Raw genomic sequence first — 26,270 nt, forward strand, 5'->3', positions numbered from 1 at the left:
TGTCATCTGTAAATGGGAATGTCATCCGGAAGCTCGATTCCGAGCTGGGGTAACTCTTCGTTTATTTCTAAACTTCGAACCAGCAGAGTGGCTCTTGATTCTCCGTCCTGGCTAAAAATCGTGATTTTTCTCGGTAGTTGAAACCCTTCAATCTCGCCATAACCTTCATAAATGATCCGACTGTAAGGTACTGTTTGATTTCCATCAGGCACATTTACTTCTAAAACTCTGCCGGATTCCTTTGATACCTGTACTCTCACCTCATTTACCAGAAGGGCTACATACAGATTATCTGTCTCAAACAACTTATCCACATCCGGTTTTGTAACCGTATAATTAAACAGGTCCAGCATATTAATAGATGCAATCGAACCAACGCTGGTAAGCTTCCCCTGGTTCAGCGGTACTTTTTCTGCAATTTTATCCACGCGGTTATATACAAGAAGCGAATCAGAATTCACGAATATCTGTCCACCTTCAATACCCACACTGTTACGGACGGTAATCAGGCTCTCGTCCCGGTTCGACAAAAACTGGAGTGTCACACGCTCACTATTCCCCGGTTCACTGACAATTGCTCTTCCTCTACCGGATATAGTTTGAAGAGATTCACGGTAATTCGGGATAGTTTCAAGCAACTGATCAACAGAGATAGACGCCTCAGCAAGCTCCTCCTCATTTTCAGTCAGTTCTACAGATGAGCTACAGGAGATCAAGAAGAGGAGAATCAAAAAGATTACTGGGGATAATATACGCTTGAAGAAGCTGACCGCATAAGAATCAGCTTTTTTGATGTTGGCCAAAAAGAATGTGCAAGAAGGGTATAAGCTTAGTTTGGTCATGCCGGACCCCGATCCGGTATCACCATACTTGATCAACGAATGGAGATTCTGAATCATGTTCAGAATGACATCCTTTTTGGCCAACACCTTCACAATGACAGAATTGATATTCAACACCTTTTTAAATAGAATCAAATCTGTTCGAGTTTTTCATTGAGGTACGTGCGTTCGGAATCTTCATCTAGTGCTTTTTGCCACCACTCCCGGGCCTTTTGCAAATCTCCGAGGGCTTCAAAAACATCGCCCATATGTTCGAACACTTCGGCACTCGCCTCCCCTGTCTCGATCGATTGCTGAATATAATTCCGGGCTTGATCGTAATCCTCCATTTTGAAATAGACCCAACCCAGTGTATCGAGAAATGATGAGTTTCCGGGATTGGATTCTACCGCCTCTGTTGCCATCTCTAATGCTTTCTCTAAATTCTCTTCCCTAATCGACAGATAGTAGGCGTAATTATTCATCGCCGTGGTATTTTCGGGATCGAGACGGAGTGCTCTTTCATAGGCATCTACAGTTTCCTCCCATTTATCAAGCTCCTGTTTTACATCTCCTAACGTACCGTAAATAGCCGATCGAAAATTTCGTCGGGATGGAGCCATCGTTGCATTTTCCAGCCAGGTTTCAGCCTGCTCATACTCACCCTCAAACATGTAAGAAGCACCCGTAAAAAACTGTATGAAAGCATTATCAGGGGCATTTTCATTGGCCTGGTCCGACAGATCAACCACCTCCTCATACCGACCTAAACTAAACAACACCTGTATTCGCTGTGCCCATGCTTCTGCCTGGTTTGGATTGATCTCCGTTGCCCGCTCCAGGTTTACCAGTGCCTGTTCCATCTGGTTGTTTTGCAGATAATAATCAGCTGAAACCAACTGTGCAGGCGCATAATCAGGTTCCTCTTCACTCAATGCCTCAATCACTTTACGGGTTTGCTCCTCAAGAATTTCCTGTTCAGGTTCATTTTGGTATTTCACCATCAAAAAGCGCACAAGTTCCATTTTTTGAGGCGGATTGATCATTGGGTTTTGTACCATCATCACAAAGGTGTTGCCCAGTTCCTCCCAGTTATTATTTTCGATGTAGATCTCCGCCAGCAGAATCAGCGTATTTGTGTCATTGGGATTTCGATCCCTGGCTTCCATTAGTACTTCTTTCGCTTCTTCCTCTTTCCCCAACTCCAGGTAAAACTGACTGATTGTTTGAAGAGTACCCAGGTTTCCCGGATTAAGCTCACGCATCTTTTCCAGCTCAGTCAATGCATTCTCATATTGGTTGAGAGCATTGTAGTTCTGGAATTTGCTCAGGTGAATTTCAAATGCACTGCCTCTGAGGTCAAGAATATTATCCAGCATATCGTTGGATTTTTCAAGCTGACCAATCTCCGTATAGTTTTCAGCCAGCCGATACAGTACATCTATATCATTCGGATGGTATTCGAGAATTTTGTTCAAAGAATTGATAGCCTGCTCATTTCGTCCCGATTCGGTATACACTCGTGCCAAATGCAGATGATACCACTTATTCTCCGGTTCCAATTCGGCCGCAATCTGTCCGTAGTAGGCGGCATTCGTGTAGTCATCGATTTCCAGGTATACATCCGAAAGTGCATAATTTACACCGGCGTGATCCGACAATTTGAGGTGAGCTGCGGTAAGTTTATCAAGTGCGAGTTCATAATCCTGGTTTTCAAAGTCGTTTATCCCCTGGATGTAGTACTCAAGCGCCTCCGCCATCTCATCATCGATGGAAGTGGTATCCTGGGCATCAATAGCCACAGGGATCAGGAAAAATATTGCAAGCAGAAACTGTAGTGATCGTTTAATCATCAAATAATGAATTCGTTCTCCGGAGTTCATAGAACGAACAAGCGGAACGGTAATTATAAATTGTGATCTGAATGTTCACCAAATGTACCATTCTTTGCAAATGGATGTTAGGGAAGTTTTAAGCAGAGAACCTGACAGTGTTCGTCAACTGACGGACCTTTCAGCGCTCGAATTGTAAGGAAAGTATAAATACGTACCGGCAACGCTGTCAGGAGCTCACGCTGTTCGGACACTGACAGGTTACTATCTGTTGTTCCGTATTAGTAAGCCTTTATACAATTATTCGCCAAACAGAGCCTTCACAAAACCATCTCTCTCAAAAACCTGGAGGTCTTCAATCTGCTCGCCGACACCGATATATTTAACCGGTACATTCAGTTCATTGGATACGCCGATTACAATTCCCCCTTTAGCCGTTCCGTCCAGTTTGGTGAGTACAAGGCCGGTAACATCTACCACATCGGTAAATGCATTAGCCTGTTGCATGGCGTTTTGTCCCGTGGAGGCATCCAGTACAAGCAGAATTTCGTGTGGAGCTCCGTCCACCACTTTGCCCATCACCCTCTTAATTTTGGCAAGCTCTTCCATGAGCGATTTCTTGTTGTGAAGCCGGCCGGCAGTGTCCACCAATACAACATCCGCATTTCTTGATTTGGCTGAAGCAACCGTATCATACGCCACGGCTGACGGATCGGCGTTTTGACCCTGCTGAATTATGGGTACATCGGCACGTTCGCTCCAAATTTTTAGCTGGTCGACCGCTGCTGCACGAAATGTATCGGCCGCTCCGAGCATTACGTTTTTGCCGGCTTTTTTGTAGAGGTGAGCCAGTTTCCCAATGGTTGTGGTTTTCCCCACACCATTCACACCCACAATCATAATCACATGCGGTTTAGCGGGGAAATCGGCATCAAATTCTGCGGGCTGATCAGGCCTGTTTTCTTTCAACAGTGCCGTAATCTCTTCCCTCATGATCTGTTGAAGCTCATTTTGCGTGATAAACTTATCGCGAGCCACACGCTTTTCTAAGCGATCAATAATTTCAATCGTTGTCTTTACACCAACATCTGATGAAATCAGTGCGTCTTCGAGGTCATCAAGAGTTGCGTCATCAATTTTATCTTTACCGGCAATACTTTTACCGATCTTGTTGAGCAGTCCTTCGCGGCTCTTCTCGACCCCTTTGTCGAGTTTCTCTTCTTTTTTTAGTCCAAGTTTGTCTAACCAGCCCATTCGTTTGTCTCGTTTCGGGTATCAAATTTCGTTAGATGGAATATACGATGATTAATGACAGACGTGAAACGTAAAACCGTAAGTATACTAAACTGCCGAATCTTTTAGCTCGAGTTTTATATGCCTGGAGTCATCCGATGAGTAATTCGAGTAGAAGTCCACAGATTTGATCTAATTTACTCATTGGATGACTTTTTACTCGGCAGACGATAAAGAAAATCTTCAGCCGAATTCGTCTCTCTCTTACCCTTTGCTACTTGCTTTCAGTAGTTTCGATCCATTGGGGCCTTTTCACTTCCTCAGTTAAAATCCGCCCCGGCCATAATCTTGTTATAACGAATGGTGTACTCGATGAAGGAATAAACCATTAATAACACGGAGAGAATGATCAGCAAAAGATGAACCTGGGTAGCCTCGGGAAAGAAAAATTCACTCATCCAGTAGAGTGCCATACCATTGACAGAAATCTTGCCGGACATGATAGACATGGCCACTTTACCGCGTTTTTTCCTGATACGCGCTGATCCCCACATAATCAGCAGGTCCCGGCTCACGCCCAGAAAGAAATACCAAAGTGGAATCCAGCCCAAAAAAACAGTGTAGAGAAACAGGAAAAAAGCCATCAGCTTATCAGCAACGGGATCAAGCATTTTTCCAAGCTCAGATCTTTCGTTTCTAAGTCTTGCTACAAGTCCGTCAAAATAGTCCGAAATTCCACCGTAAACGATCAGTGCAACGATAGCTAAATTCGTTTCATAACCATTATGAATATGAAGGTATATAATTGGTGCGGCTACCAATACCCTTGTTAAGGATATAAAATTAGACCATGTGTAAATCTCCTTTGTAACCAATACCTTCTTACCATCAATATTTGATGCAGCTTCTCTCATTCACGCAGTTGCTTCTAATCCGATTGAGTTTTAATAATACAGTTTATAAAACAGATAAATACAAATGAAATATAAAGATTTAAGGACCACCGAACAGGCCGATGCCAAACTCAGGGAAAAAAAGCTAACATCAAAGAAAGTATTTAACGGAAAACTGCTTCACGTTTACTCCGATGAAGCTGAACTCCCGGATAACTCTACTTCCACGCGTGAATGGATTAAACATCCCGGGGCAAGCGCAGTTGTTCCGGTTTTCGAGGATGGAACTGTTATGCTTCTTCAGCAATTTCGTTATCCGCCCAAAAAGACGTTTATCGAAGTGCCGGCCGGAAAGATTGATCCGGGTGAGAGTAAAAAAAATACAGCCAAACGGGAGCTCTTTGAAGAGAGCGGAATTAAATGCGAGCAACTTAAAGAAGTTGGCTCTTTTTATCCCGCGATTGGTTATGCAGATGAAATTATTTACGTGTATGTAGCCTGGGGATTAACTGAAGAGACACAATCAGTAGATGACGATGAGTTTTTGCTAAAATACCGTATTCCGTTTTCTAAAGCCCTGGAGATGATTAAAACCGGCGATATCACCGATGGAAAAACGATCTGTTCGTTGATCCAGGCCTCTATGTGGTGGAGGGAAAATGCTCCCTTTGAGTTGGATTTGGAATGATAATGTACGCCGGACAGCTTGCCCGGCACACTAAAACAAGATCCTATAATTCATCGGATGAGTGATTTGGCAAGATCTTTATGAATTCGTCTCAACACTCATCCGATGAGTAGCATGAAACAAATGCCATGTGAGCTCGGGGTATGACACATAACGTTTCAACATAAAGCCGTCTGGCCGCTTTAAGCGTTCTGACGGCTATGGAGTTGTCCCGGGATCTCCAATCGTATATGAAGCTCGGGGGATGTACACCCCTCCCTCCGTCGGCTGACGGAGGACTCCCCTGAAGGTGAGATTATTCTTCTTTAATCACACCCTCATCCAATGCCAGTTGATAGAGCGACTCATGCAAATTCTCCCGGTCCAGGTCCCCGCGGTTGATGAGGGATTCGATCTCTTCTCCGGTAAACATCATCAACATTCCCTGCTGTCGAAATTCCTGGTCAATATTTCTTGGGTTTGTTAATCTCATTTTACCAAGGTCCAATCCATTGGGGCTAACTTTCAGATTCACCAGGCAGTAGTATTGATCCGCCGGTTCATCCCCAAAATCGATGCGTTGTAGCTTTGTGTTTTTGAATTTCATAAATGATTAAATCTTTTGTGAATAGAGCCGTCAGCGTCCGAAGGTCCTGACAGCGTCGGATGGAAAAACTCAAGTTAATTATTTTAGGATAGCGCGAGCGTCTCGCTCGTGCCCTGCATAAGGGCACAAACAAGGATGTTTGCGCCATCACAATATTGGGTTCTTTGACCCACCCTAAATCCCTCCCTATGAAGAAAAGCACTTCACAAGGAGGGACTTAAACTACCCCTTCCATTTAATCTCAGCTTTTTCCGGGAGCATAGGAAAGGGGTTTGAGGATATTGATCATTCAGAATATCGCTCAATAAAGTCCCGTGCCTTAACAATCTCCATAATTTCACCACTTTCGGCATTTGTAATTTGCACCTGGAACAAACTGATAATCGCCTGGTTATTTAAGCATTCAAGCGTTTCAGAAATCGTCGCGCACTCCTCGGTTTCACTAACCAGGTCGTTCACGCCCTGAACCACATATTTCAGGTTTTGTTGTTTCTTTTTTTCTTTTGGGGTTTCATCTTCAGGTGGATTAAAATATTCACGAATTGCTTCTTCGGTGACAAACCATTGTACACCTAATTTGCGTCCGCGGATTCGGCCTTCACGAAGGTAGGCACGAAGCGTCATCTTGCTGATACCCAGGCTTTCGTGCAGATCATCGATAGAATAGAGCGTTAATGAACCAATTTTTCTCGGCATTACAATCTTTGATTACCTATTATTACTTATCATTAGTTGTATAAAGAACACAAATAAACCGATATTATCGCTCTTTATCAAGACAACGGAAATTTCATTTGGAGTGAATAGCTTAAACCCTTTATATTGATAGTAATTGATCAAAACAAAAAGCCTTCCACTGATCAAACGCTGCGATAATTTCCTATCAACATGCCCTCATTTTTTTATTGTTCATTCTTCTTTTCAGAACAGTTCTCTCTCACAAATTTCTAACAAAAAAGCGCTGAAGAGATAGCGACCTGATCGTATCTAAACAACGCTTTTGAGGGTTAATAGCGAATAAATATTATGTAGTTGGCTGCGTAACTACTTTCTGTGATCGTTTCTCTGCCCATTCTGCTCGTTTTTCATCCACCAGTTCTTTCACACGGTTTGCTGAGATATAAACCACTGGAATCAATACTAAGGTAATGAGAGTTGATGCGGTTAAGCCCCCAATTACAACCCGTGCAAGTGATGCTTGAATTTCTCCGCCGGCACCCCAACCAAACGATAATGGAAGGAGTCCGAGAATGGTGGTAAGTGTAGTCATCAGAATAGGTCTCAATCGAAGTCTTCCGGATTCAATGACAGCTTCCAGGACACCAAGGTTTCGATCGCGCCTCATCAGGTTAATGTAATCCACAAGGACAATAGCATTGTTTACCACAATACCAACGAGCATGATGATCCCCATAATGCTCTGCATGTTGAATGTAGTGCCTGTCAAAAGCATGGTCGGGATCACTCCAACAATCGCTACCGGAACAGCAAACATTACAATCAACGGATCGAGGAAGCGCTCAAATTGTGCTGCCATTACCATGTAAATCAGAATGAAAGCCATAATAATGGATATCAAGAAATCTTGTTGCGCTTTCTGCTGCTCTTCATATTCACCGCTATACACAACCGAAAATCCTGCTGGAAGGGTCAGGTCAGAAAGTTCTGCCTGAATTTTTTGGACAGCTTCACCCAAAGGTGTTCCGCTTTCAAGGTTTGCTGTGATATACGTCACTCGTTGCCCGTTAATTCGATTAATACTGACCGGGCCCTCAGACGCACGCTGATCAATCACTGTTGAGATCGGGATGGTTTCTCCCTCAGCCGATCGAACCGAAATATTTTCGATGTCGATCGTGCTCATTCGGTCAGACTCCTGTAAACGTACCCGAATCGGGAATTCATCGCCGCCCTCGCGGAACACCCCGGCCTGAACGCCGCCTACATTGGCCTGCACGGCTTGAGCCACTTCCCGGCCCGTGAGACCCAATTCGGAAATTTTCTCGCGGTCAAAAATAATGTTTTGCTCCGGCCGTCCTTCCTCACGGTCAGATCGCACGCCTCGTACCTCAGGGATTCGCTCCATTCGCTGCCGAATCTCATCGGCCAGTTCTGCTGAAACATCCAGGTCATATCCTCGCAGTTCCAGTTGGACGGCTTCCTCGCCCCCGGACCCAAAAATTCGACGCAAAATCCAGAGGCCGGATTGAGCCCGAACCCTGAAAAATCCACCCGGAATGCTTCCCTCAATCTGGTTACGAATCTCATCAGCCAGTTCATATGAGCTCACCGTTCGCTCCGACTCATCAACCAGCGCCAGTTCAACTTCGGCATTTCCATTTCGCACCTCGGTCGACATAAACTTAACCTGGTCCATCGGGGCAATGGCCAATACTTTTTCTTTCAATTCCAGCATATATCGATTGGCCACGGCGATGTTCATACCATCTTCCATGTAGAAATCAATGCTGATCTCATCGGCTTCTGTTTGTGGTGCCAGTTCCGTATCTACAAATCCTGCCCCATAAATTGATCCTGCAATCAATACAATTGTCACGCCAAACACCGTATACTTTCTCTCAATCGCCTTGCTGAGAATCTTGCTGTACTTGTTTTCAACTTTCTCAAAAAAGATCTGGAAGCGTCCCTTGTCTGAAATATCCGTTTCTAAATCAGGTTTTATACTCATGAATTTACTTGCAAGCATCGGTACCAAAGTCAATGCCACAAGGAGTGAGCAGAACAGCGCGAACACCACAACAAGCGCTAATTCCTGGAACAGGGTTCCGGTAATAGTCTGCATAAATACAACCGGCAGAAAAATCACAGACGTGGTAATAGTCGATGCCACAATTGCGCCGGAAACTTCCTGAGTACCTACAAGTGCACTCTCCCCCAGTGATTTTCCACTCGACCTGAGCCGGACAATATTTTCCAGCACCACTATGGCGTTATCTACAATGAGACCGACGCCAAGCGCCAATCCTCCGAAACTCATCTGGTTTAGAGTTAGTCCGGTAAAATAAAGCAGACCAAATGTTGCGATGATAGAAACCGGTATTGCAAGCGAGATAATAAACGTGGTTGAGCCGTTTCTGAGGAAAATATAGAGGATGAAGATCGCCAGTACAGCTCCCCACATGGCGGCTTGCTGCACATTATCGATAGAATTTTGAATGAAGTCACTCTGGTCAATCACCATCAACAGTTCAATATCTTCTCTTTCGCTGTTGATCTGTTCAATTTCACTTCGAATATCGGCGGCAACCTGAACCGTATTTGATCCGGTCTGTTTCCGGATACCCATTCGGATCATCGGTTTGTCATTCACATTTACAACCCGACCGAGGTCTTCGTAGCCATCTTCTACAGTTGCTACATCCCGAACACGAACCGGCTTACCGTCAATTCGGGTGATAATTGTCCCGGAAATTTGATTGATGGAGGTGTATTCGCCAAGGGTTCTTACATAAATATCGGTAATTCCACTTTTCACATTTCCGCCCGGAAGCGTAGTGTTCTCAGCCACGATAGCGTTTTGAACGTCAATGGCAGTCAGCCCGCTTGCCATCAGCCGATCCCGCTTCAGGTTTACCCGAATTTCACGATGAACCCCACCCCATACATCAATAGTACCGACCCCGGGTATCTGCTCAAGGCGTTTTGAAATATCACGTTCGAGAATCAACGTCAGTTCATCCAGTGGACGCGTGGATTGAGCACCAAGTATTACAATCGGAAAATCATTCGGATCATACTTCCAAACTCTTGGTGCTTCGGCTTCCTCCGGCAGATCACGGCGGACCCTGTCTAACGCCGCACGAACATCATTTGCAGCTTCATCAAGATTTACACCCCGTGTAAAATTCAACGTAACCCGGCTTTCTCCCTCTTCGGATTGCGATGTAATCTCTTCAACATTTGAAACTCCTGCCAGTGCATTTTCAATACGGTCTGTAATAATCGTCTCAATCTCTTCTGGCCCCACATTTGGGTAATCAACATTTACAGAGAGACGAGGATACTCGATCGGAGGAAGCAGATCGATCGGGAGATAACGAAATCCGGCAATTCCTAAAACAATCACGATCAGGTATACCATCGTGACCGCAATGGGCCTGTTTATAGATGTTTTTGTGATTGGCATCTTTTATTCCCCTACAATTGGTTAGCTGTTGAATTTGGAGTGTTTTCCACTACATTATCGCCACTCATAATTTCATCTAAGAGATCCTCCGGGCGCAGATCCTGCATCTCCATGATATTATTCCAGCTAGAGGGACGAATTCGAGCCTGTCCACTGTTATTTCGCTGTAATAAATTGTGACCAATTGTAACAACCCACTGCCCACTTCTTATCCCCGAAACACCGGCCGCATCACGTCCCCGTGCTATTACATCGATCGGAACAAATTCAACATCCGTTGGATTGCTGAGAGATGCCTGTTCCTCGCCTGAGTCCTGAATAAATTCAGATTCTAATCCAAAACTTGGAGCCACATAGACGCCTGTCACGCCCGTTTGTTGATTTCTGTATATGGAACTGAGCGGTATTATCGTTGCTTGTTCACTCTCACCATAGAGTATGTCAACCGTTACGAACATACCCGGCATTAATAAACCCTCGGGATTTTCAATATCGATCTCGGCCTCGGTACTAAAATTACCCGCCCCCAAAAAGGGTGATATTCTTGAAATACCAGCCGTCAAAACCGTATCTGCTAAATTTTCTGAGAAGATCTGAACCGTCTGCCCCGTGTTGACATAACTCAGCATTCGTTCGGTTAGATTAATCGTAATTTTTGATTGGCTCAGATCACCAATCGTAAAAAGTCTAGTAGCTGAACTAACCTGCATCCCTATTTCGGCATTTCGCTGTCCAACCGTTCCATCCACCGGAGCTGCAATTTGTGTTTGATTGAGTGCGTCTCTTTGCTCCTCAACGTTTGCTTCTGCTTGTTCAACCCGAGCTTGTGCCAATTCGTAATTTGCCTCCGCCGATTCGAATTGAGCCTCCAACTGTTCCAATTCCAGGTCGCTGGCTACATCTCTCTCAGCCAAAACCCGCGTTCGTTTAATCTCTGCCTCAACTTCTCCCAATGCCGCAAGAGCCTGTTTTTCTTGTGCAACGCTTATTCGAAGATTAGCTTCAGCCTGGCGTAGCCGTTCTCGGTATTCATTATCGCGTAACTGTATGAGAATATCTCCTGCCTCCACTTGATCCCCGTTTTGCACATAAACCTGTTCGATTGGAGCAGAAATCTCCGGGTAGATATCTACCTGATTGGCAGCACGAACAATTCCATTTAACCGTTCTTCGAGAGGCAGTGAGCCGAATTGGGCTTCTACTGCTTCAACGGCAGGCAAAACTTCATTAAACTCTCCGCTATTATTTTCTTCAGAACCACAGCCTTGCAGTATTATTACTCCAATAACTACAAGCGCTAGTAAACATTTGTTTTTCATCATTCCTTTAATGTTAAATTAGTACAGACATTACCACTTATTCTGATATATCATTCCATAGCGATTGTTAAAAGGTTTAAAAATGTTGTAAAGATTGGTTAGAATTGTATTCATTCTCTCCTCCTGGTAACCTTTTGTCAACCGTTTATTATCTACAGAACAAATAATATCTATGGATTCAATTACTCAAATAACACTCGGAGCCGCTGTGGGCGAGGCCCTTCTGGGAAAGAAAATAGGTTATCGTGCGGCGGCCTGGGGTGCATTGCTTGGCACAACGCCAGACCTGGATGTGCTTGCCAATCCATTTTTAGATAACGTAGCTGAAATCAGTTTCCATCGCGGCTTTACACATTCTGTTTTATTTTGCCTTTTGGCCTCCCCCATATTCGGCTTCACCATCAACTACCTTCAGAAAAAATGGGAGGTGGGTTGGAAAAAATGGACCCAATTCGCTTTCCTTGTTTTCTTTACACATATCATCCTGGATGTTCAAACCACCTACGGCACACAGGTTTTCTACTTTTTTAGTGACCGGCCCGTTACTACTGATACTATCTTTATTATTGATCCGGTCTACACATTTACACTGTTGTTTGGGCTGATTCCGGCACTTTTTTTGAACCGCCAATCAAACACCCGATCTCTTTTAAATAAGGGCGGCCTGCTAATCAGTACGCTCTACCTGGTTTGGGCATTGGGAATTAAAGCGCACGTCCACAGCGTATTTGATGCCTCTTTCGAAAATCAATACGGTTTTTACGAAAAGATAAAAACCACACCCAACGGGCCATCCACATTTCTTTGGACTGGTTACGTGATTCGTGAGGATACCGTTTATCAATCGATCTATTCTATTTTCGATGAGGATACCGACCTTCAGTTTCGGTCCATTCCAAGAAATACAGAGTTGATTGGTGAGATTAAAGACGACCGCGCCGTTGAAACCCTGCTTTGGTTTTCGCGCGGATATTATACCGTAGAGGACAATCGGGATTCATTAATGTTTTATGATTTACGATTTGGCCGAAGTGACCTTTGGTTAACCAGGAATGAAGAGGTGCCCTTTGTTTGGCAAAACCAGATCCTTTTTGATGAAAGTGGAAATGCAACCAACATTAAACAACAGACCCCCTCATTTGAGACAAGATCTTCCATCTTTTCACGTTTTATTGACCGTATAAAAGGTGAGTAAATCTTTTTATATTTTACTTTCCCCCTTGTGAGAGTCCGGCAGGTCCTCGCAGAGTTCGATACAGATTTTCACTTTGCAACTCTTTCAGCAAAAGACACTCTGAAAGATTGTTTATAAACTACGACACCATTATGAACAGAAAAGTAATTATAGGATTATTGGTCGCTGCATTCATCGGAGTGTATGCTTTCTATTCATTTCAACAAATTACACCACAAGAAATTGAAAACGCTCCGGAATGGATACCTCTTGAAACCGCTCAAGCACAAGCAGCCAATGAAAATAAACTGATCATGATCGATATCTTTGAAGTCGGATGCCAGTTTTGCCGAGCGATGGAGAGAGAGGTTTATCCCTCCCCAAGTGTTCGTGCTGTCCTGGATCGTGATTTCGTCCCCGTTAAAATCAACGGCCATTCTGAAAATATGATTACTTACAACGGTGAACAGATGACCGAACAGCAATTTGCCAGTGAGATGGGAGTTACCGCCTACCCGTTTACAGTGATTATGGACAGCGAAGGCAACGTGATAGACAGCCGCCGCGGGTATATGAATATTGTGAACTTTTCGAGTTTTTTGAGGAGTACGGTAGAGAAGAAAGCGCAGACCTAAACATAGGTACTGCTAATCGAATCTTCGCAGAATCTTACAGTTTGTAAACTTTAGAATGCGTGTATCAAGCAATTCAAAGTTTCTCCGTAAGATTACTCATACAATGTGACTCAACTCCTCAATTTTATTCTGAGGTGCCGGGTTGCCATAAATATCCCTGGAGCCATAACTCACCCTCAATCGTATCCCCCTCAATCAGCTCCCTCCCGTTCAAATCGGTTTCTGAGACATAGATATCTAAGTCGAAATCAAACCAATTGTCTTCAACAGAAACTCCAGCAACGTTCGTACGCGCTTTTAAAAAATTCCGGTCCAGTATTGTACTTTTTTCAACCTCACCCACAGTGCCGATAAAATAGTAGTCGTCCGGATGGCCATCCTCCGCGCTGCATAGTGCAGTTGCTCCCGGCAGATCCTCAAATTTTGACTGATCCACATCCATTCCTTTTTTGGCACTCTCTCCTTTTATTTTCTCTATATAGGCCGAATTGATATCCGATGGATTTTCAATAATTTTGCAGTTGTATGCAAATCCGTAGAGAATAAACTGGTAGGGAATTTCTGGACCGTAGGCTCCCCTGTTATCAACATAACAGGAATCAAAAAGTGTAAGCTGTACCTGATCCTCAATGAGCACTTCCAAATGCGCCTCTCCATGTTTTTCCAATTCAACAATTTTTTGAATGGCTATTTCATGTTGAATACCATCACTTGCAAAAGGATAGATTGAATATAACTGAGGATTATCCTCCTCTTCCTTTCCGCCAAAAACTAATTTTATTCCGTTTCTAGGACGCGGCCAATTTAACAGGACTCTTTTCGGTGTATTTTTTGGCAGTTTATACAGCGGCCTGTGCGTGCTCGACCATGTAATGGAGCGGGTTGTTTCACGAATCGCTTTTGGGACAATTTTTGTACTCAGATCGTCCAGGTCATCATAAAAAATGGCCCAACCCAGTCCATGAGTAAAATCTTTTGTGTCATCCGTTTTTTGAATAAAATCCGGAAACGAATCCTGGCTTTTGTACCCGCCATCTTCATTCACCCTGAAATGAGAGAGAGCTAACTGTTTGACCTCATTGTCATCAAACATTATTTTAATTTTTCCCTCTTCGGTTACAGAGAGAACCGATCCGCTGCCAAATTCAGCGTGTTGAATGCGGTCACCTTTTTTATACATGATCTACCCTTTCATAAATGAATCCTATTATATAAAAAATCCAATATCAGGTTCAAGCTTTTAATTGACTGGCCCAGTTTATTTTAAACCCATTTTTTCCTTTTCACAGAGCTCATTTATTTCTAAACATAAATCATCGGATGAGTTCAAGCTTTTTCATAAAACTGCCCTACAGAACCCGTCTTACCAGTATACTGCCAGAATTCAGAAGTTCCCAATCTACTGCATACCGGTGCTCAAAATTGGTTCCACGCTAAACAGTCCGGGTTTCCTCAAGCATCACTTTTTTCATCTTTCCAACCAACTTATTATCAAAAGCTATGGGATGATCGCCTGGAGATCATTCTCCTTCCCACTCGGGAGTTCAATTAATAATTTCTTCAGGTGTTAAATGTTGGCCGGAAGCGGGTACATCGTAATGAACTATAGTAAAATTAATCTCTGAAATATGTAGTTCTTCATCATTTTGCAGACAGTAAGATAAAATTTCAGATCTAAATTCGAGTATCGAACATATTAGAAGAGTATTTAAAATCTATTCTAACAACACCGGTACTGCCTGCTCATGGAATTTTCAGCTAAAATTAAATCCATTGAACGCAAACTTGAATTTCTTTTTTAGAGGTTACAATAACTACTTACAATTACTAGTTTCAATAAGAAATTCCTTTAGAAATCAGTAATTTTGTAAAATTATATCCAAACTGAATACCGATACGACATTTAAATCATTCACAGGCTACCATTTTTTATGATCTTACCATCCACACACCTTTTCGAAAAGATACAGTTATATTCTTTGATTTTATTCCTGGGGGCATTTGTTTACTCCGAAACCTTGGCTCAAAATGTTGTAACTCCGAAGCATATCGCCGAGATTGAAACCGTTACAAGCTCCCAGATTGCTCCCGATGGGCAGTATATCGCTTACACGATTAGCACTCCTGCAGATCCATACGAGGAAAATAGATCCAACAGCACACACCTCTACCTTCTCGACGTTACGGAGGGTACGACTACTCCATATCATACAACCAATTCTGTGAGTTCCGTACAATTTCGTCCGGGGCAAAATGCAATTACTTTTTTGTCTGAAATGGCAGGTGACGACACCCGGTCTCTCTATCAAATTCCGATTGAGGGTGGAGAAGCTGTAAAACTGTTTAGTTTCAGGCAAGACCTTATTAGTTACTCCTGGCACAACGACGGAAATCAGATTGCATTTATGGCAAGTGAAGAAGCAGAGAGATCCAATTCACCGCTACCTTACCAGGCCGATGTGTACGAAGAAAATGTACCGCAGCGACGCGGATATATCGCTAATGTAGCGATGAATTCTCAAATGGCAAGACAACTACAGGTTGAGGGTTCGGTTTACAACATGGAATGGAGTCCGGACGGTGAACGTATTGCCGTTTCTGTTGCTCCAACACCTTTTGTAGATGATCAACTGATGAACCAACAGATATTTGTTTTAGATACCGATGATGGTGAAGTTTCTGCTGAAATCAATAATAGTGGAAAACTGGATCAGATTGAGTGGAGTCCAAATGGCCAAAGGTTGGCAATCGTGGCAGGATCTAACATCAATGACCCAACAGCCGGACGAATTTTAATTGCATCCGCCAGGGGAGGGATACCACAGATTGTAAACCGTGATTATGAAGGCACATACCATCAGATAGAATGGACAGATGAAAACTATATTCATTTTCTTTCCAGTGAAAGTACGGCTTCGCGGCTGGGACGGCTTCGGTTTGACGGTGCTGAAACTCAGACTCTTTTCTATTCTGATGAGCATGATATCTCCTCCTTTTCGTTGTCTGATTCCACAACATATTCGTTTGTGGCCAGTGCTCCGTCTCATCCAAACGAGGTATTCTATTTTTCCAGCCAGGTAGATGGTATTCACGAACGAATGACTTATCATAATGAGTGGCTGAACAGTGTTGAACTGGGTGAGCAAGTGGTTGTCAGCTACCAATCCAGAGACGGACAATTTGAGATCGATGGAGTATTAATTTACCCCGTCGGTTATGAAAATGGAACAACTGTCCCTGTTATCACCCAAGTTCACGGCGGTCCTGAATCACATTACGACAATGGCTGGCTCACAAGTTATTCAACACCCGGACAGATGGCCGCCGGGAAAGGCTATGCGGTTTTCTATCCGAACTACAGAGGGAGTACAGGTCGCGGAATCGATTTCATTTTCAGCAGCCAGGCCGACCTAGCAGGGGCTGAATTTGATGATATCGTAGATGGCGTAGATTTCCTGATTGAGAACGGAATTGCGGATCCCGACAGAATTGGTGTAACCGGTGGATCCTACGGTGGCTATGCATCCGCCTGGATGAGTACCTATTATTCCGATCGCTTTGCCGCTTCTGTGATGTTTGTAGGGATCAGTAATAATATTTCTTTATGGGGCGAAAGTGACATCCCGAAAGAGATGTATCTGGTGCATACCCGAAAACAGGTATGGAATAACTGGAATTGGTTCCTTGACAGAAGTCCCATTTACCACGTTGCCAACGCCCAAACACCTCTCCTGATCATGCACGGCGCTGAGGATACACGGGTTCATCCATCACAATCTTTGGAGCTGTATCGACATCTTAAAGTTCGAAAACCAAATCTTCCCCTTCGTCTTGTATACTATCCGGGAGAAGGTCATGGCAACAGCCGTGCCGCTTCAAAACTCGACTACAATTACCGAATGCTCCGTTGGTTTGATACCTACCTGATGACGGGAGATGCATCTGCAGAGAAACCTCATTGGGATGCACCCATACCTGATAAAGAATAGAATTTTGCCAAAAACAGAAAGCCCGGCGTATAAAACTTTCGAAGTTTTCAAGATTAATTTAAAACCCTATTTAGACGAGCAAGGATTTTACTTTCTTAACATGTTGGCAAACTTCGAAAGTTTAAAATAAACCGGCAGCATGTTTGTTCTTAACCTGAATTAACTCTTTCCTGGCCCGGAGTTTTCTTTGTTTCAAATTTGAAAAACCTTATATACCAATGATTTAAGTCTGTCTTTAACCTATAGTATCTATTCATAGATGCTCTATGATTTTATAAAAAATATTCTTATTGCAGTTCTGGTAATGGTGTTTATGGTTATTCTCACCATTTTAGCCTTACGATGGGTCAACCCTCCATTTACTGCATTTACCCTGCAGGCCGATTGGCAACAGCTGGATCGCGAAAGATATGACCTGCGAATTAGTTGGGTTCCATACGATGAGATTCCTGAACATATGATCTGGTCTGTTGTCGCTTCAGAAGATCAACTTTTCTTTCAACATCACGGGTTTGATCTTGAATCGATCCAAGAGGCATGGGAAGAACACCGGGAGGGAGAGCGAACACGCGGTGCCAGCACAATCACTCAGCAAGTGGCAAAAAACCTGTTTCTGTCGCCGGTTCAATCTTTCATCAGAAAGGGAGTGGAAGCTGCGCTGACTCTATGCATTGAACTACTTTGGCCAAAGGACCGGATCATTGAAGTATACCTGAACATTGCAGAATTTGGGCCCGGCGTTTTTGGAATAGGAGAAGCCTCAAGCGCTTACTTTAACAGGCCAGCCTCTCAAATTACACCGGAAATGGCCGCCCGCTTGGCAGCTGTTCTCCCAAGCCCAAACCGTATGCGTGTGAATCCACCCTCACCCTATACGCAGGAACGCAGCCTTTGGATTTTACGGCAAATGAATCAGCTAACCGGCAAAACATTTCACCGATTTGAAGATTCCATCACTGATAATGCTACTGAGAATCTCCCTGATACAATTGGTTATGCCACTGAACCGGATACTCTTTTCCAATCACTGCCGGATACTATGAATTCAGTTATAGATTCTACTGGCATCTTTGAACTTAAATAAATACAATAATTTAGATGTTTTAATATTTTCACTCTTGCATTCATCTAAACAATAGAGTTTTTCAAATCTTTAGAATATCTTAATGCTTTACCTGTTTGGAGAAAGATAAATCTATTTCATCATGCGTTTGCTCATTATCATTTTAATTGTTGGTTTTTGGGTGCAAGATGCTTTCTGCATAAGTCCTATCGTCCCTTTAACGGATCAAGTTGAGATGACAAACAGGGACACCAGCTATGTAAGAGAGTTAAATGAAAAAAGCCAAAGACTGATAGAGGAAGGGAAGCTGGATTCTGCTTCAGCTGTTATTGATGAAGCCCTGTCACTGGCTGAATTCTTGAATGATATTGAAGGAGAAGCATTTGCTATCTTAAATTTAGCCAGTTACTACGATACAAAAGGCCTTCCGGATTCTTTGTTGACATCAGTTGCCCCGCTATTGGACAGATACGAAGGAACGGAAAAATATACACGTATCGGAAACCTGGTCGCTACCTCACATCACGAGGTGGGTAATTTTCAGCAATCCCTGGATCTTTATAAAAAGATGTTTGATGCAGCCAAGCAGGATAACGATATCAGGATGCAGATGGGAATCACCCAGAATATGGGAAATAGTTACAGTTCTCTTGGGGACATGCCCTCGGCTATAGATAGTTATCTCTCCAGCCTAGAGATGGCGGAAGAACGGGATGATACATTGGTCACCGCAGTGGTCCTTGACAACCTGGCTTCGGTAAATGTGGACCAGGAAAATTACGAGCTTGCCGAAGAATACCTGTTCAGGGCTTTAGAGCTGAATAAAGAGATTGATAACCTGAGAAACCAGATAACCAATCACATTAGTCTCGGTTTTCTTTACAAGGAGTGGGATAAATATGATCTGGCCCGCCAAAATTATGAACGAGTTCTTGAAATTGCCGATCAGCTTGGAAATGTTCTCAGCAAAATCCAGGCGATCTACAATCTCGGTGTACTTTACACGGAAACGGGGGATACCGACCGCGCACTTGAGTCATACCAGGAATCACTCCGGCTCAGCCAGGAGAATAATATCCCTATAGGATTTTTCTACAATCATGCCGGAATGGGAGATCTCTATGTTGAGCTGGAGGATTATGATCGGGCCATTGAAAATTACCAGCAGGCCCTTGAAATTGCCGAGAAGGTACAGGCAACCGACATGGTTAAGACCGGACTTTTGAATCTATACGAAACTGCTGAAGAATCGGGCGACACAGCACTGGCCTTTACCTATTTGAAACGGTACTCAGCGCTTACGGATAGTCTCGCTCAAACGGAACGTGAAGATGCTTTAGCGCGACAGGAAGCGATGCTTCAACTTCGGTCTGAACGTGAACGGTCTGAACTGCTTGAAGAAACTGTTGCAACTCAGCGGAGCAATACAATCATGATTTCTGTTTTAGGCGGTGTTATGTTGATTGCATCGATCTGGCTGGTTGTACTTTATCGAAAAAAGAAGAATGCCAATGATCTGCTGAAAAATAAAACCAAAGAACTGGAAGAGGCGAATAATGTAAAAGACAAGTTATTATCGGTTCTTGCTCACGACCTGCGTACGCCGATCTCTAATATTCAAGGTGTGGTTTATATGATCCGTGAAAACATGCTTGATACAGAGGATATCGATACGGCATTAAATCATATTGATTTTCAATTGCAACAGGGTATCAATACTCTGACCAATTACCTGGAATGGGCTCAGGATCACCGTGGGGGTATTTCTGCCGATATGGAAGATATCAGGCTCCTTGAAATTGTTAATACGGCTATTCATGAAATTAAGAAAAGTGCCGAAAACAAAAATGTTGAGATAAACAACATGGTTAACCCACAAATTTCGGCACTTGCAGATAAACACATGATGAACGTAATTCTGCGCAATTTACTTTCCAATGCCATTAAGTATGTGGATACCGGGGATATCATTACCGTTAACACAAATGAAACTAATAATACTGTTGAACTTTCAGTTAAAGACACCGGGAAGGGTATTCCGGATAATAAGCTAAAAAACTTGTTCAAACCTTTTAATCGGGTAACACGCGGCACCAAGGGAGAGATTGGAACAGGACTCGGTTTATCACTTTGTAAAGAGTTTATTGAGAAGCAGGGTGGATCTATTCGATGCGAAAGTGAAGTCGGGAAAGGGACTACATTTACAGTGGTGCTGCAAAAATCTGAAACAGCAGAAGGCCCGGAACAGGTTGCTGAAAAATCCGGCGCTAAGTAGGTTTCCTCTGACCCCATATTCCATATTCTCTGTGCACTGAAGTCAACGGATGAGTAATTCAACTGAAATTGTAGCTCTTGCCTTGGTTACTCATCCGGTGACTGATCTATTCTTTTTGCACCTCCCTCTTTAGCTCCCTGAGATATTCTTCCATAAACTTCACGCGCCGCTTTGCCTCTCTTTTTGCTGCATTTGTATGCATCTTTTCGGGGAGTTTGAACAACTTTTCGTAGAAGTGATCAATCGTCCAGGTGCTGTCATCCGGCGCCCTGTTCTCAGATAATGGATCATCAGGATTATACAACGCCCGATCAAGTTTTCCGCCAACCATTAAACAGCGTGCAATTCCAATCGCGCCAATAGCATCCAATCGGTCGGCATCTTGTACAATTTTAGCTTCCATTGTCTCGGGAGTGATTCCGGCCGAAAAACTGTGAGCTTCCACAGCATGCTTTACCTCTTCAATTTTATGCGATGGAAAATCGATGTCCGATAAAAAGTCCCCAGCTTTTTTAGCTGCATAAGCCGATGCCCTCTTTCGATCGGGATGATCTTTCGGCAGAATTACACAGTCATGTAACCAAGCGGCGGGGATCACAATCTCACAGTCGGCAGATTCTTCTGCGAGAATCTCTTTGGCACTCTTTACAACCCGCAGTATGTGATGGATATCGTGAGCGGAATCGCTCTCATTGTTTAGTTCTTGTTTGATGAATTCTTCGCAACGCTCTTCGATTTCTTCCAGAGACAATTTTTCTGTTTTTGGCATGGATCTATGAATCAAAGTAGGGGTGATTCATGAACTACCCCTATATATTAATAATCTTATTCAACCATAGAATCTAACTATCGTCTCGGTGCTTTGGCAGTAAATCGAGATAACATCCTTTCGGATTTTCAAGAACCTTTGAAAATTTTTATCTCCCTTTAAAAAGAGATTCTTACTGCTCAACCACGGAATCTTCTCTATTTCCATACTCCGCCCATGAAGCTTCATACGGACGAACGGAATCGTATCCCATCAAACGAAGGGTAAAATAGGCATGAGATCCGCGGACGTTTGTCTGGCAGTGTGGAATGATCTCTTTGTCGGGAGTCAAACCTGCCGCTGTATATAGTTCCTGTATTTCACTGGCCGATTTAAAATAGGGTACTCCATCGGACTCAATCACGTTATTCCATTCCAAATTGATAGCATTGGGAATATGCCCGCTTTTCTCAGCTCGTTCAACCTCTCCTGTGTACTCCCCTTCCGAGCGAACATCAAATATAATTTTATCGGGATCGGATGAGGCAGCTAAAACTGTCTCAAAATCACAAAAACGAGATTCTTGAACATTCGATGAAAAATTACCCTCACCGGAAATTTCAGCGGGTTCATCCACGGTAGGATAGTCATTTTCCATCCAGGCAGCGTATCCGCCATTTACGAGTGAGGCGTTTGAAAATCCGTAGTATTCCAATGCATAAAACAGTCGGGCTGCCGCCAGGTGATTACCTTCGTCCATAATCACCACGCGATCATCATTATCTAACCCGATTTCCCTCATTTTTTCCTGGAACAGATCCGGACCGATCATATAATTAGCTATTGGATGATCGGGATCTCCCAATTCCGGAACTGCAGCAAAATGTACTGCGCCTTCTACATAGGGACCGGTTGAGTCAGCCCGAGCATCAATCAACAACAGGTTTTCGTCGTTTAGCATGGAATTCAAATCATCTACGGAAACCAGCAGATCTTCATTGGGATAGGTTTCAAGAGTTGAGGTTTCCTCTTGAGGCGCCGAACAGGCCGAAAATATCAGCCCGATAATCATTGAAATAAATAATATTCGTGTTTTCATGGCGAGTAAAATTGGTTGAATTTGATTGATTTAATTTTCGAAAATTTAAGAAACATCTCGTATTGCCAACAGAATCATTATCAGTCACAATTAGATCTGACAATAATCAGTTCCGCCCGAAATGGTAATCGGCAAATTTTATATACTGATCCCAATCATAAAGATCCAGATCATGCTCCCCACTACGAATATGATATCCGGTGTATGATTCAATAATCGGCTGATTCACAGCTGGCATATCCTCAGGAACGTTTACAGAAAGGTGATAAATTTTTTCGTACACTTCCGATCCGTGTTTCAGTGCTAAAAATTCTCCTTTGGGGTCGGCCCCCAGATCCTCTTCCGCACTGCCAACATAAACCGGGCGCGGCGCGATGGATGCGATTAACATATGCTGATCGACGGGCAGATCCGCTTCACGATCATTATACTGCTCGAGATTGTCACAAAACCAGTGGGGGCGTACATCGTTCAGAAGTTTTATGGTTTCGCTAAACTCCCGTTTGTAAAGAGCCGCGCCACCGCAACCTGACTCATTCGAAACCACAATCGCAAAACGTTCATCATTGGCGGCCGTCCAGAGTGCGGATTTCCCTCCCCGCGAGTGACCGATCAGAACTACCTGGTCTTCATTGATATCTGAATCTCTTTCAAAGTAATCCATCAAGCGCATCGCACCCCATCCCCAGCCACCGAGTGCTTTCATTCCATCGGGTTGATTGAGTTGCTCTGGGTAAAGCTCGTCAACGATATCGTGATGCCAGGTCTCTTTGTCATCATCAGCTACATCTCCCACATGAAATGAAGCCATCGCATAGCCTTTCGGAATAACTCTTTCTACAGGCCAAAAATCGGTTTGTACTTCACGGGTGGGATCAATGTTTTCTGCGGGCCGATGATTGATCAAAAGAAAAGCGGGTGCCGCCCCTTCTACAGCATTTGGAATAAACAGGTTCATTCTGATTGTAACGCTATTGCCATTCCTTGTAATTGTTATATCCACCTCCTTTAATGTTGCTGTACCTTCAATTGCAGATGGATTTTCATTTATCAGATCAAATTCGATGGCATCGAAATGACTAGGAATCTGTCCGTACACTAGCTCCTCGTAAAGTCCCATAATTTCAGGGCGACGGGTGTTCCTCCAGTCCCGAACCGTGGTAACCTGTTCACCTTCTTGGGTTTCCAGGATAGACGGAAGTGTGTAATCAGGAACTTTGGATTCATCGTAATTGAGTTCGTAGTCCTGTGCTAATCCTGTAAATGTTATTAAAGTGAAAAACAGAGATGTAAGAATGATATGTTTCATAGAGTAACTATTGATTATATGAATCGTCCGGCCCAAATATTACCTGCTTGAGATAAATCCAGTCGCCAAATTCCGATGCATCGCCGATTACGCATTTACCTTTATGCTGAAAATAACAGTTTCAGAACCTTGAGCAGATATATCTATGTAATTTGTCAATTTTTCTCGACACCTTCAGTATTAACTTTCCAAAATTGTAGTTGAATGCAGATTTTTCGTGTTTAATGACTCACAGATCACAGTTCTCAGGGTTAAACCACTGTCCTGTAATTCACTTGCAAATTGCATCTTCATCTAACGTAATGATAAAGTCCTTTGATATTCTAATTCTCAGGTGCGGGATCGGCAACATCAGATTTTAATTTTCGAATTCCGAAAAATGCAATCAAAGCACTGATTCCAAATACAGCAAACTCATTAAACGTGCTGCTGAATTCAATACTCAACAAGTTGATGCCCAACACGAAATATGCCAGGGCCCCGATCAAACCAATGGACAGACTGCCGATAGTAGTGGCCAGAAATGTCTTTGGTTTATCTTTCAGGGTAAAGTATTTAGCAGTTCCTCCGAGAAATCCTCCGGCTAAGGAAAACAGGATAAATAGCCATGGAAAAATAAAATTGATTTGTAAAGTGTTGGATTGGGCATCGGAGGATGTGGCGGTAATTGTAGCGTTTCCTAATCCTTCTGATCTCAGTTGAACGATGGCGGGCTGATTATATGTAAGTTCTACAGAAGTAGGTGTGACGGTCCCCTGACTGGAGCTGATATTTACAACTTGCGAGTCTGTTGAGCTCGATCCTTTCCAATTAACCTGGATTGGAATCTCCTGAATTCCCAATCCCTGAAGGCGTTTCCTTTCTGTAAATAAGTCGAGCGCCGGTTCAACTTTTAAATATGTTTCGTAACCTTCTGCATTGGCCTCGGTAACGATCCTGATTTGGACCGAATCGCGAACACTGCTTGCAGAGATCTGAACACTGGTGGATGGTAAATTCAGATGACCAATTTGCAGCCGGCTGGGATCAATACTTTCAATATTATCGGAGTGAAGCTCTAGTTGCATCGGGTTAGAAATATCACCTGCTGATTGATCCTGGCTCAACAGAAGAAAATTAAGAGTTGAAGTGAACAAGTTCTCCACATGATCATAAACTAGGGGGCTTAAAGATGTAATCACCGGTTGATAGACAATATTTCCTGAAGCGTCTTCTGCCGCTCCCCTGTTTTCAACATGAAGTTCCGGAAAGCTGAATATCTCTTGTGTGTTAAAACTTGCGAGAATCTCGGGATTCACTTGTGTAAATGTCCCTGAATCAACCCGGGAAATATTTCTGTCTAAATTTAGAACCGTTTTTTGGCGCGGCTGAAGCTGCAGGTTGCGAAAATCAACATTATTTAAGAGTTCAAGGTTGCTCGTATCCTGTTGAAGAACATTTAACTCTATTTGATTCCGGTTAATAACATCGAGAACTCGAGGATTAATCGCGCGATTACGATCTTGTGCTGATAACAGTTGATTGCAGAAAGTTGTTATAACAATTCCTGCCAAAAAGAATGCTACAAAACGATTCAAGTTTCCTGTGCAGCTTGCACTTTTAAATAATCCCATATCTTCTCCCTGTTTATTTTTGAGACATTGATTGCGACAATGTATAACTAAGCAACTCATTTCGCCAATGAAATTCAACAGAGCATTATTTTATTTTAATATCGTTCAAATCTAAAAAGGCGGAATGGCGAGAAATGCTATGGATTAATACGGACTACTTTCAGAATTTAAACTGGGTCCAATACTAACACTGCAATCAAAAATTATACGGCTTCATTTTGATCGTTTTTTCAAACTCATACAGATTAGAGAACAGAGAATCCCTACATCGACTTATTTTAGAGTAATACAATCAGTTTCAAACGATCTGAGCATTTAATATCGTTATCATTAATGTACATGGATACAAAATTTTTCTAAGTTCCAGTTATTACATTAGAAAAATCGACGATTGTGATGAAGAAAAAACTATTATTTCTGACATTTTTCACACTTTTTTTTGCAACTGTATACGCACAAAATAACCGCACAGAAGTAGTTTTAAATGGTGTGAATATGGTGCCGGAGATTCGAACCGGCGCTTCTGGAACGATTACCGTATGGGTTGAGTCGGATACACTCTACGTTAGAGGTGAATTTTCGAATCTTCAGAATTACTACTTTAGCAGCAACATCCACTATGGAGAAAAAGGAGAAACCGGGAATCCCATCTTCAAACTAAAGCCGGATATTTCAGAAGACCATACAAGCGGCACATTTGACCCCGAGAAGAACAAATTTAAGCTGAGTGATGCCATGCATGAAGCATTTAACAACGGTAACTTGTACGTAACTGTTGCATCTTATGACAATCGCCGTGGTGAGATTCGCGGGCAGATTAATTCCTATTAAGAAATAGAAATTCGG

Annotated in this window: 20 protein-coding genes; 7 read left to right on the forward strand and 13 right to left on the reverse strand. The window is 43.1% G+C overall.

Annotated features, from left to right (window positions below; translation table 11 throughout):
• Positions 1-2: 2 nt before the first annotated feature.
• The 4 genes from L6773_RS01035 to L6773_RS01050 form a co-directional block, all read right to left on the reverse strand.
• Positions 3-977, reverse strand: a complete 975-nt coding sequence (locus L6773_RS01035) for a DUF4292 domain-containing protein (RefSeq protein ID WP_237851978.1) — start codon at positions 975-977, stop codon at positions 3-5.
• Positions 974-2,674 carry a tetratricopeptide repeat protein gene (locus tag L6773_RS01040; protein ID WP_237851979.1) on the reverse strand — a complete coding sequence of 567 codons (1,701 nt, stop codon included), beginning with the start codon at positions 2,672-2,674 and terminating at the stop codon, positions 974-976. The genes L6773_RS01035 and L6773_RS01040 overlap by 4 nt, the downstream gene beginning before the upstream one ends.
• A gap of 279 nt (positions 2,675-2,953) precedes the next feature.
• The gene (gene ftsY / locus L6773_RS01045) at positions 2,954-3,907 is read right to left on the reverse strand and encodes a signal recognition particle-docking protein FtsY (RefSeq protein WP_237851980.1); all 954 of its coding nucleotides are present in this window, start codon (positions 3,905-3,907) and stop codon (positions 2,954-2,956) included.
• A gap of 299 nt (positions 3,908-4,206) precedes the next feature.
• Positions 4,207-4,800, reverse strand: a complete 594-nt coding sequence (locus L6773_RS01050; RefSeq protein WP_237851981.1) for a CDP-alcohol phosphatidyltransferase family protein — start codon at positions 4,798-4,800, stop codon at positions 4,207-4,209.
• Positions 4,801-4,864: 64 nt separating this feature from the next.
• On the opposite strand from L6773_RS01050, the gene L6773_RS01055 reads away from it, so the two are divergent.
• Positions 4,865-5,467 carry an NUDIX domain-containing protein gene (locus L6773_RS01055; RefSeq protein WP_237851982.1) on the forward strand — a complete coding sequence of 201 codons (603 nt, stop codon included), beginning with the start codon at positions 4,865-4,867 and terminating at the stop codon, positions 5,465-5,467.
• 295 nt (positions 5,468-5,762) lie between these two features.
• Here the strand turns inward: L6773_RS01055 and L6773_RS01060 are convergent, their stop codons facing one another.
• From L6773_RS01060 to L6773_RS01075, 4 genes are all read right to left on the reverse strand, one after another.
• Complete coding sequence (locus tag L6773_RS01060; protein WP_237851983.1) at positions 5,763-6,053, reverse strand: hypothetical protein; 291 nt, start codon at positions 6,051-6,053, stop codon at positions 5,763-5,765.
• 285 nt (positions 6,054-6,338) lie between these two features.
• Positions 6,339-6,749 (reverse strand): helix-turn-helix domain-containing protein, encoded by a 411-nt coding sequence (locus tag L6773_RS01065; protein WP_237851984.1) that lies wholly within the window; start codon positions 6,747-6,749, stop codon positions 6,339-6,341.
• Positions 6,750-7,077: 328 nt separating this feature from the next.
• The gene (locus tag L6773_RS01070) at positions 7,078-10,200 is read right to left on the reverse strand and encodes an efflux RND transporter permease subunit (RefSeq protein ID WP_237851985.1); all 3,123 of its coding nucleotides are present in this window, start codon (positions 10,198-10,200) and stop codon (positions 7,078-7,080) included.
• 11 nt (positions 10,201-10,211) lie between these two features.
• The gene (locus L6773_RS01075; RefSeq protein WP_237851986.1) at positions 10,212-11,522 is read right to left on the reverse strand and encodes an efflux RND transporter periplasmic adaptor subunit; all 1,311 of its coding nucleotides are present in this window, start codon (positions 11,520-11,522) and stop codon (positions 10,212-10,214) included.
• Between the two features lie 169 nt (positions 11,523-11,691).
• On the opposite strand from L6773_RS01075, the gene L6773_RS01080 reads away from it, so the two are divergent.
• Together L6773_RS01080 and L6773_RS01085 are read left to right on the forward strand one after the other, a co-directional pair.
• A complete protein-coding gene (locus L6773_RS01080) occupies positions 11,692-12,714 on the forward strand; it encodes a metal-dependent hydrolase (protein ID WP_237851987.1) in 1,023 nt (340 codons plus the stop codon).
• A gap of 131 nt (positions 12,715-12,845) precedes the next feature.
• Positions 12,846-13,328, forward strand: a complete 483-nt coding sequence (locus tag L6773_RS01085; RefSeq protein ID WP_237851988.1) for a thioredoxin family protein — start codon at positions 12,846-12,848, stop codon at positions 13,326-13,328.
• A gap of 124 nt (positions 13,329-13,452) precedes the next feature.
• On the opposite strand, the gene L6773_RS01090 is transcribed toward L6773_RS01085, so the two are convergent.
• Positions 13,453-14,508: a hypothetical protein gene (locus L6773_RS01090; RefSeq protein WP_237851989.1), complete on the reverse strand. Its 1,056-nt coding sequence runs from the start codon at positions 14,506-14,508 to the stop codon at positions 13,453-13,455.
• A 799-nt stretch (positions 14,509-15,307) separates the two neighbouring features.
• On the opposite strand from L6773_RS01090, the gene L6773_RS01095 reads away from it, so the two are divergent.
• The 3 genes from L6773_RS01095 to L6773_RS01105 all read left to right on the forward strand — a co-directional run bounded on the left by L6773_RS01095 (position 15,308) and on the right by L6773_RS01105 (position 20,655).
• Positions 15,308-17,317 (forward strand): alpha/beta hydrolase family protein, encoded by a 2,010-nt coding sequence (locus L6773_RS01095; RefSeq protein WP_237851990.1) that lies wholly within the window; start codon positions 15,308-15,310, stop codon positions 17,315-17,317.
• Positions 17,318-17,576: 259 nt separating this feature from the next.
• On the forward strand, positions 17,577-18,401 hold the full coding sequence (gene mtgA, locus L6773_RS01100; protein ID WP_237851991.1) for a monofunctional biosynthetic peptidoglycan transglycosylase: 825 nt from the start codon (positions 17,577-17,579) through the stop codon (positions 18,399-18,401).
• Between the two features lie 121 nt (positions 18,402-18,522).
• Positions 18,523-20,655 carry a sensor histidine kinase gene (locus tag L6773_RS01105; RefSeq protein WP_237851992.1) on the forward strand — a complete coding sequence of 711 codons (2,133 nt, stop codon included), beginning with the start codon at positions 18,523-18,525 and terminating at the stop codon, positions 20,653-20,655.
• 106 nt (positions 20,656-20,761) lie between these two features.
• Here the strand turns inward: L6773_RS01105 and L6773_RS01110 are convergent, their stop codons facing one another.
• The 4 genes from L6773_RS01110 to L6773_RS01125 form a co-directional block, all read right to left on the reverse strand.
• Positions 20,762-21,424: an HD domain-containing protein gene (locus L6773_RS01110; protein ID WP_237851993.1), complete on the reverse strand. Its 663-nt coding sequence runs from the start codon at positions 21,422-21,424 to the stop codon at positions 20,762-20,764.
• Between the two features lie 172 nt (positions 21,425-21,596).
• A complete protein-coding gene (locus tag L6773_RS01115; protein ID WP_237851994.1) occupies positions 21,597-22,502 on the reverse strand; it encodes a sulfurtransferase in 906 nt (301 codons plus the stop codon).
• 106 nt (positions 22,503-22,608) lie between these two features.
• Positions 22,609-23,811, reverse strand: a complete 1,203-nt coding sequence (locus L6773_RS01120) for an alpha/beta hydrolase family protein (protein WP_237851995.1) — start codon at positions 23,809-23,811, stop codon at positions 22,609-22,611.
• 323 nt (positions 23,812-24,134) lie between these two features.
• Positions 24,135-25,424, reverse strand: a complete 1,290-nt coding sequence (locus L6773_RS01125) for an NfeD family protein (RefSeq protein ID WP_237851996.1) — start codon at positions 25,422-25,424, stop codon at positions 24,135-24,137.
• Positions 25,425-25,820: 396 nt separating this feature from the next.
• Here L6773_RS01125 and L6773_RS01130 point away from each other — a divergent pair, with 396 nt between their 5' ends.
• Positions 25,821-26,255 carry a CHRD domain-containing protein gene (locus tag L6773_RS01130; protein WP_237851997.1) on the forward strand — a complete coding sequence of 145 codons (435 nt, stop codon included), beginning with the start codon at positions 25,821-25,823 and terminating at the stop codon, positions 26,253-26,255.
• The last annotated feature ends 15 nt before the right edge of the window (positions 26,256-26,270 follow it).

Source organism: Rhodohalobacter sulfatireducens (assembly GCF_022012475.1).
Classification (GTDB): Bacteria; Bacteroidota; Rhodothermia; order Balneolales; family Balneolaceae; genus Rhodohalobacter; species Rhodohalobacter sulfatireducens.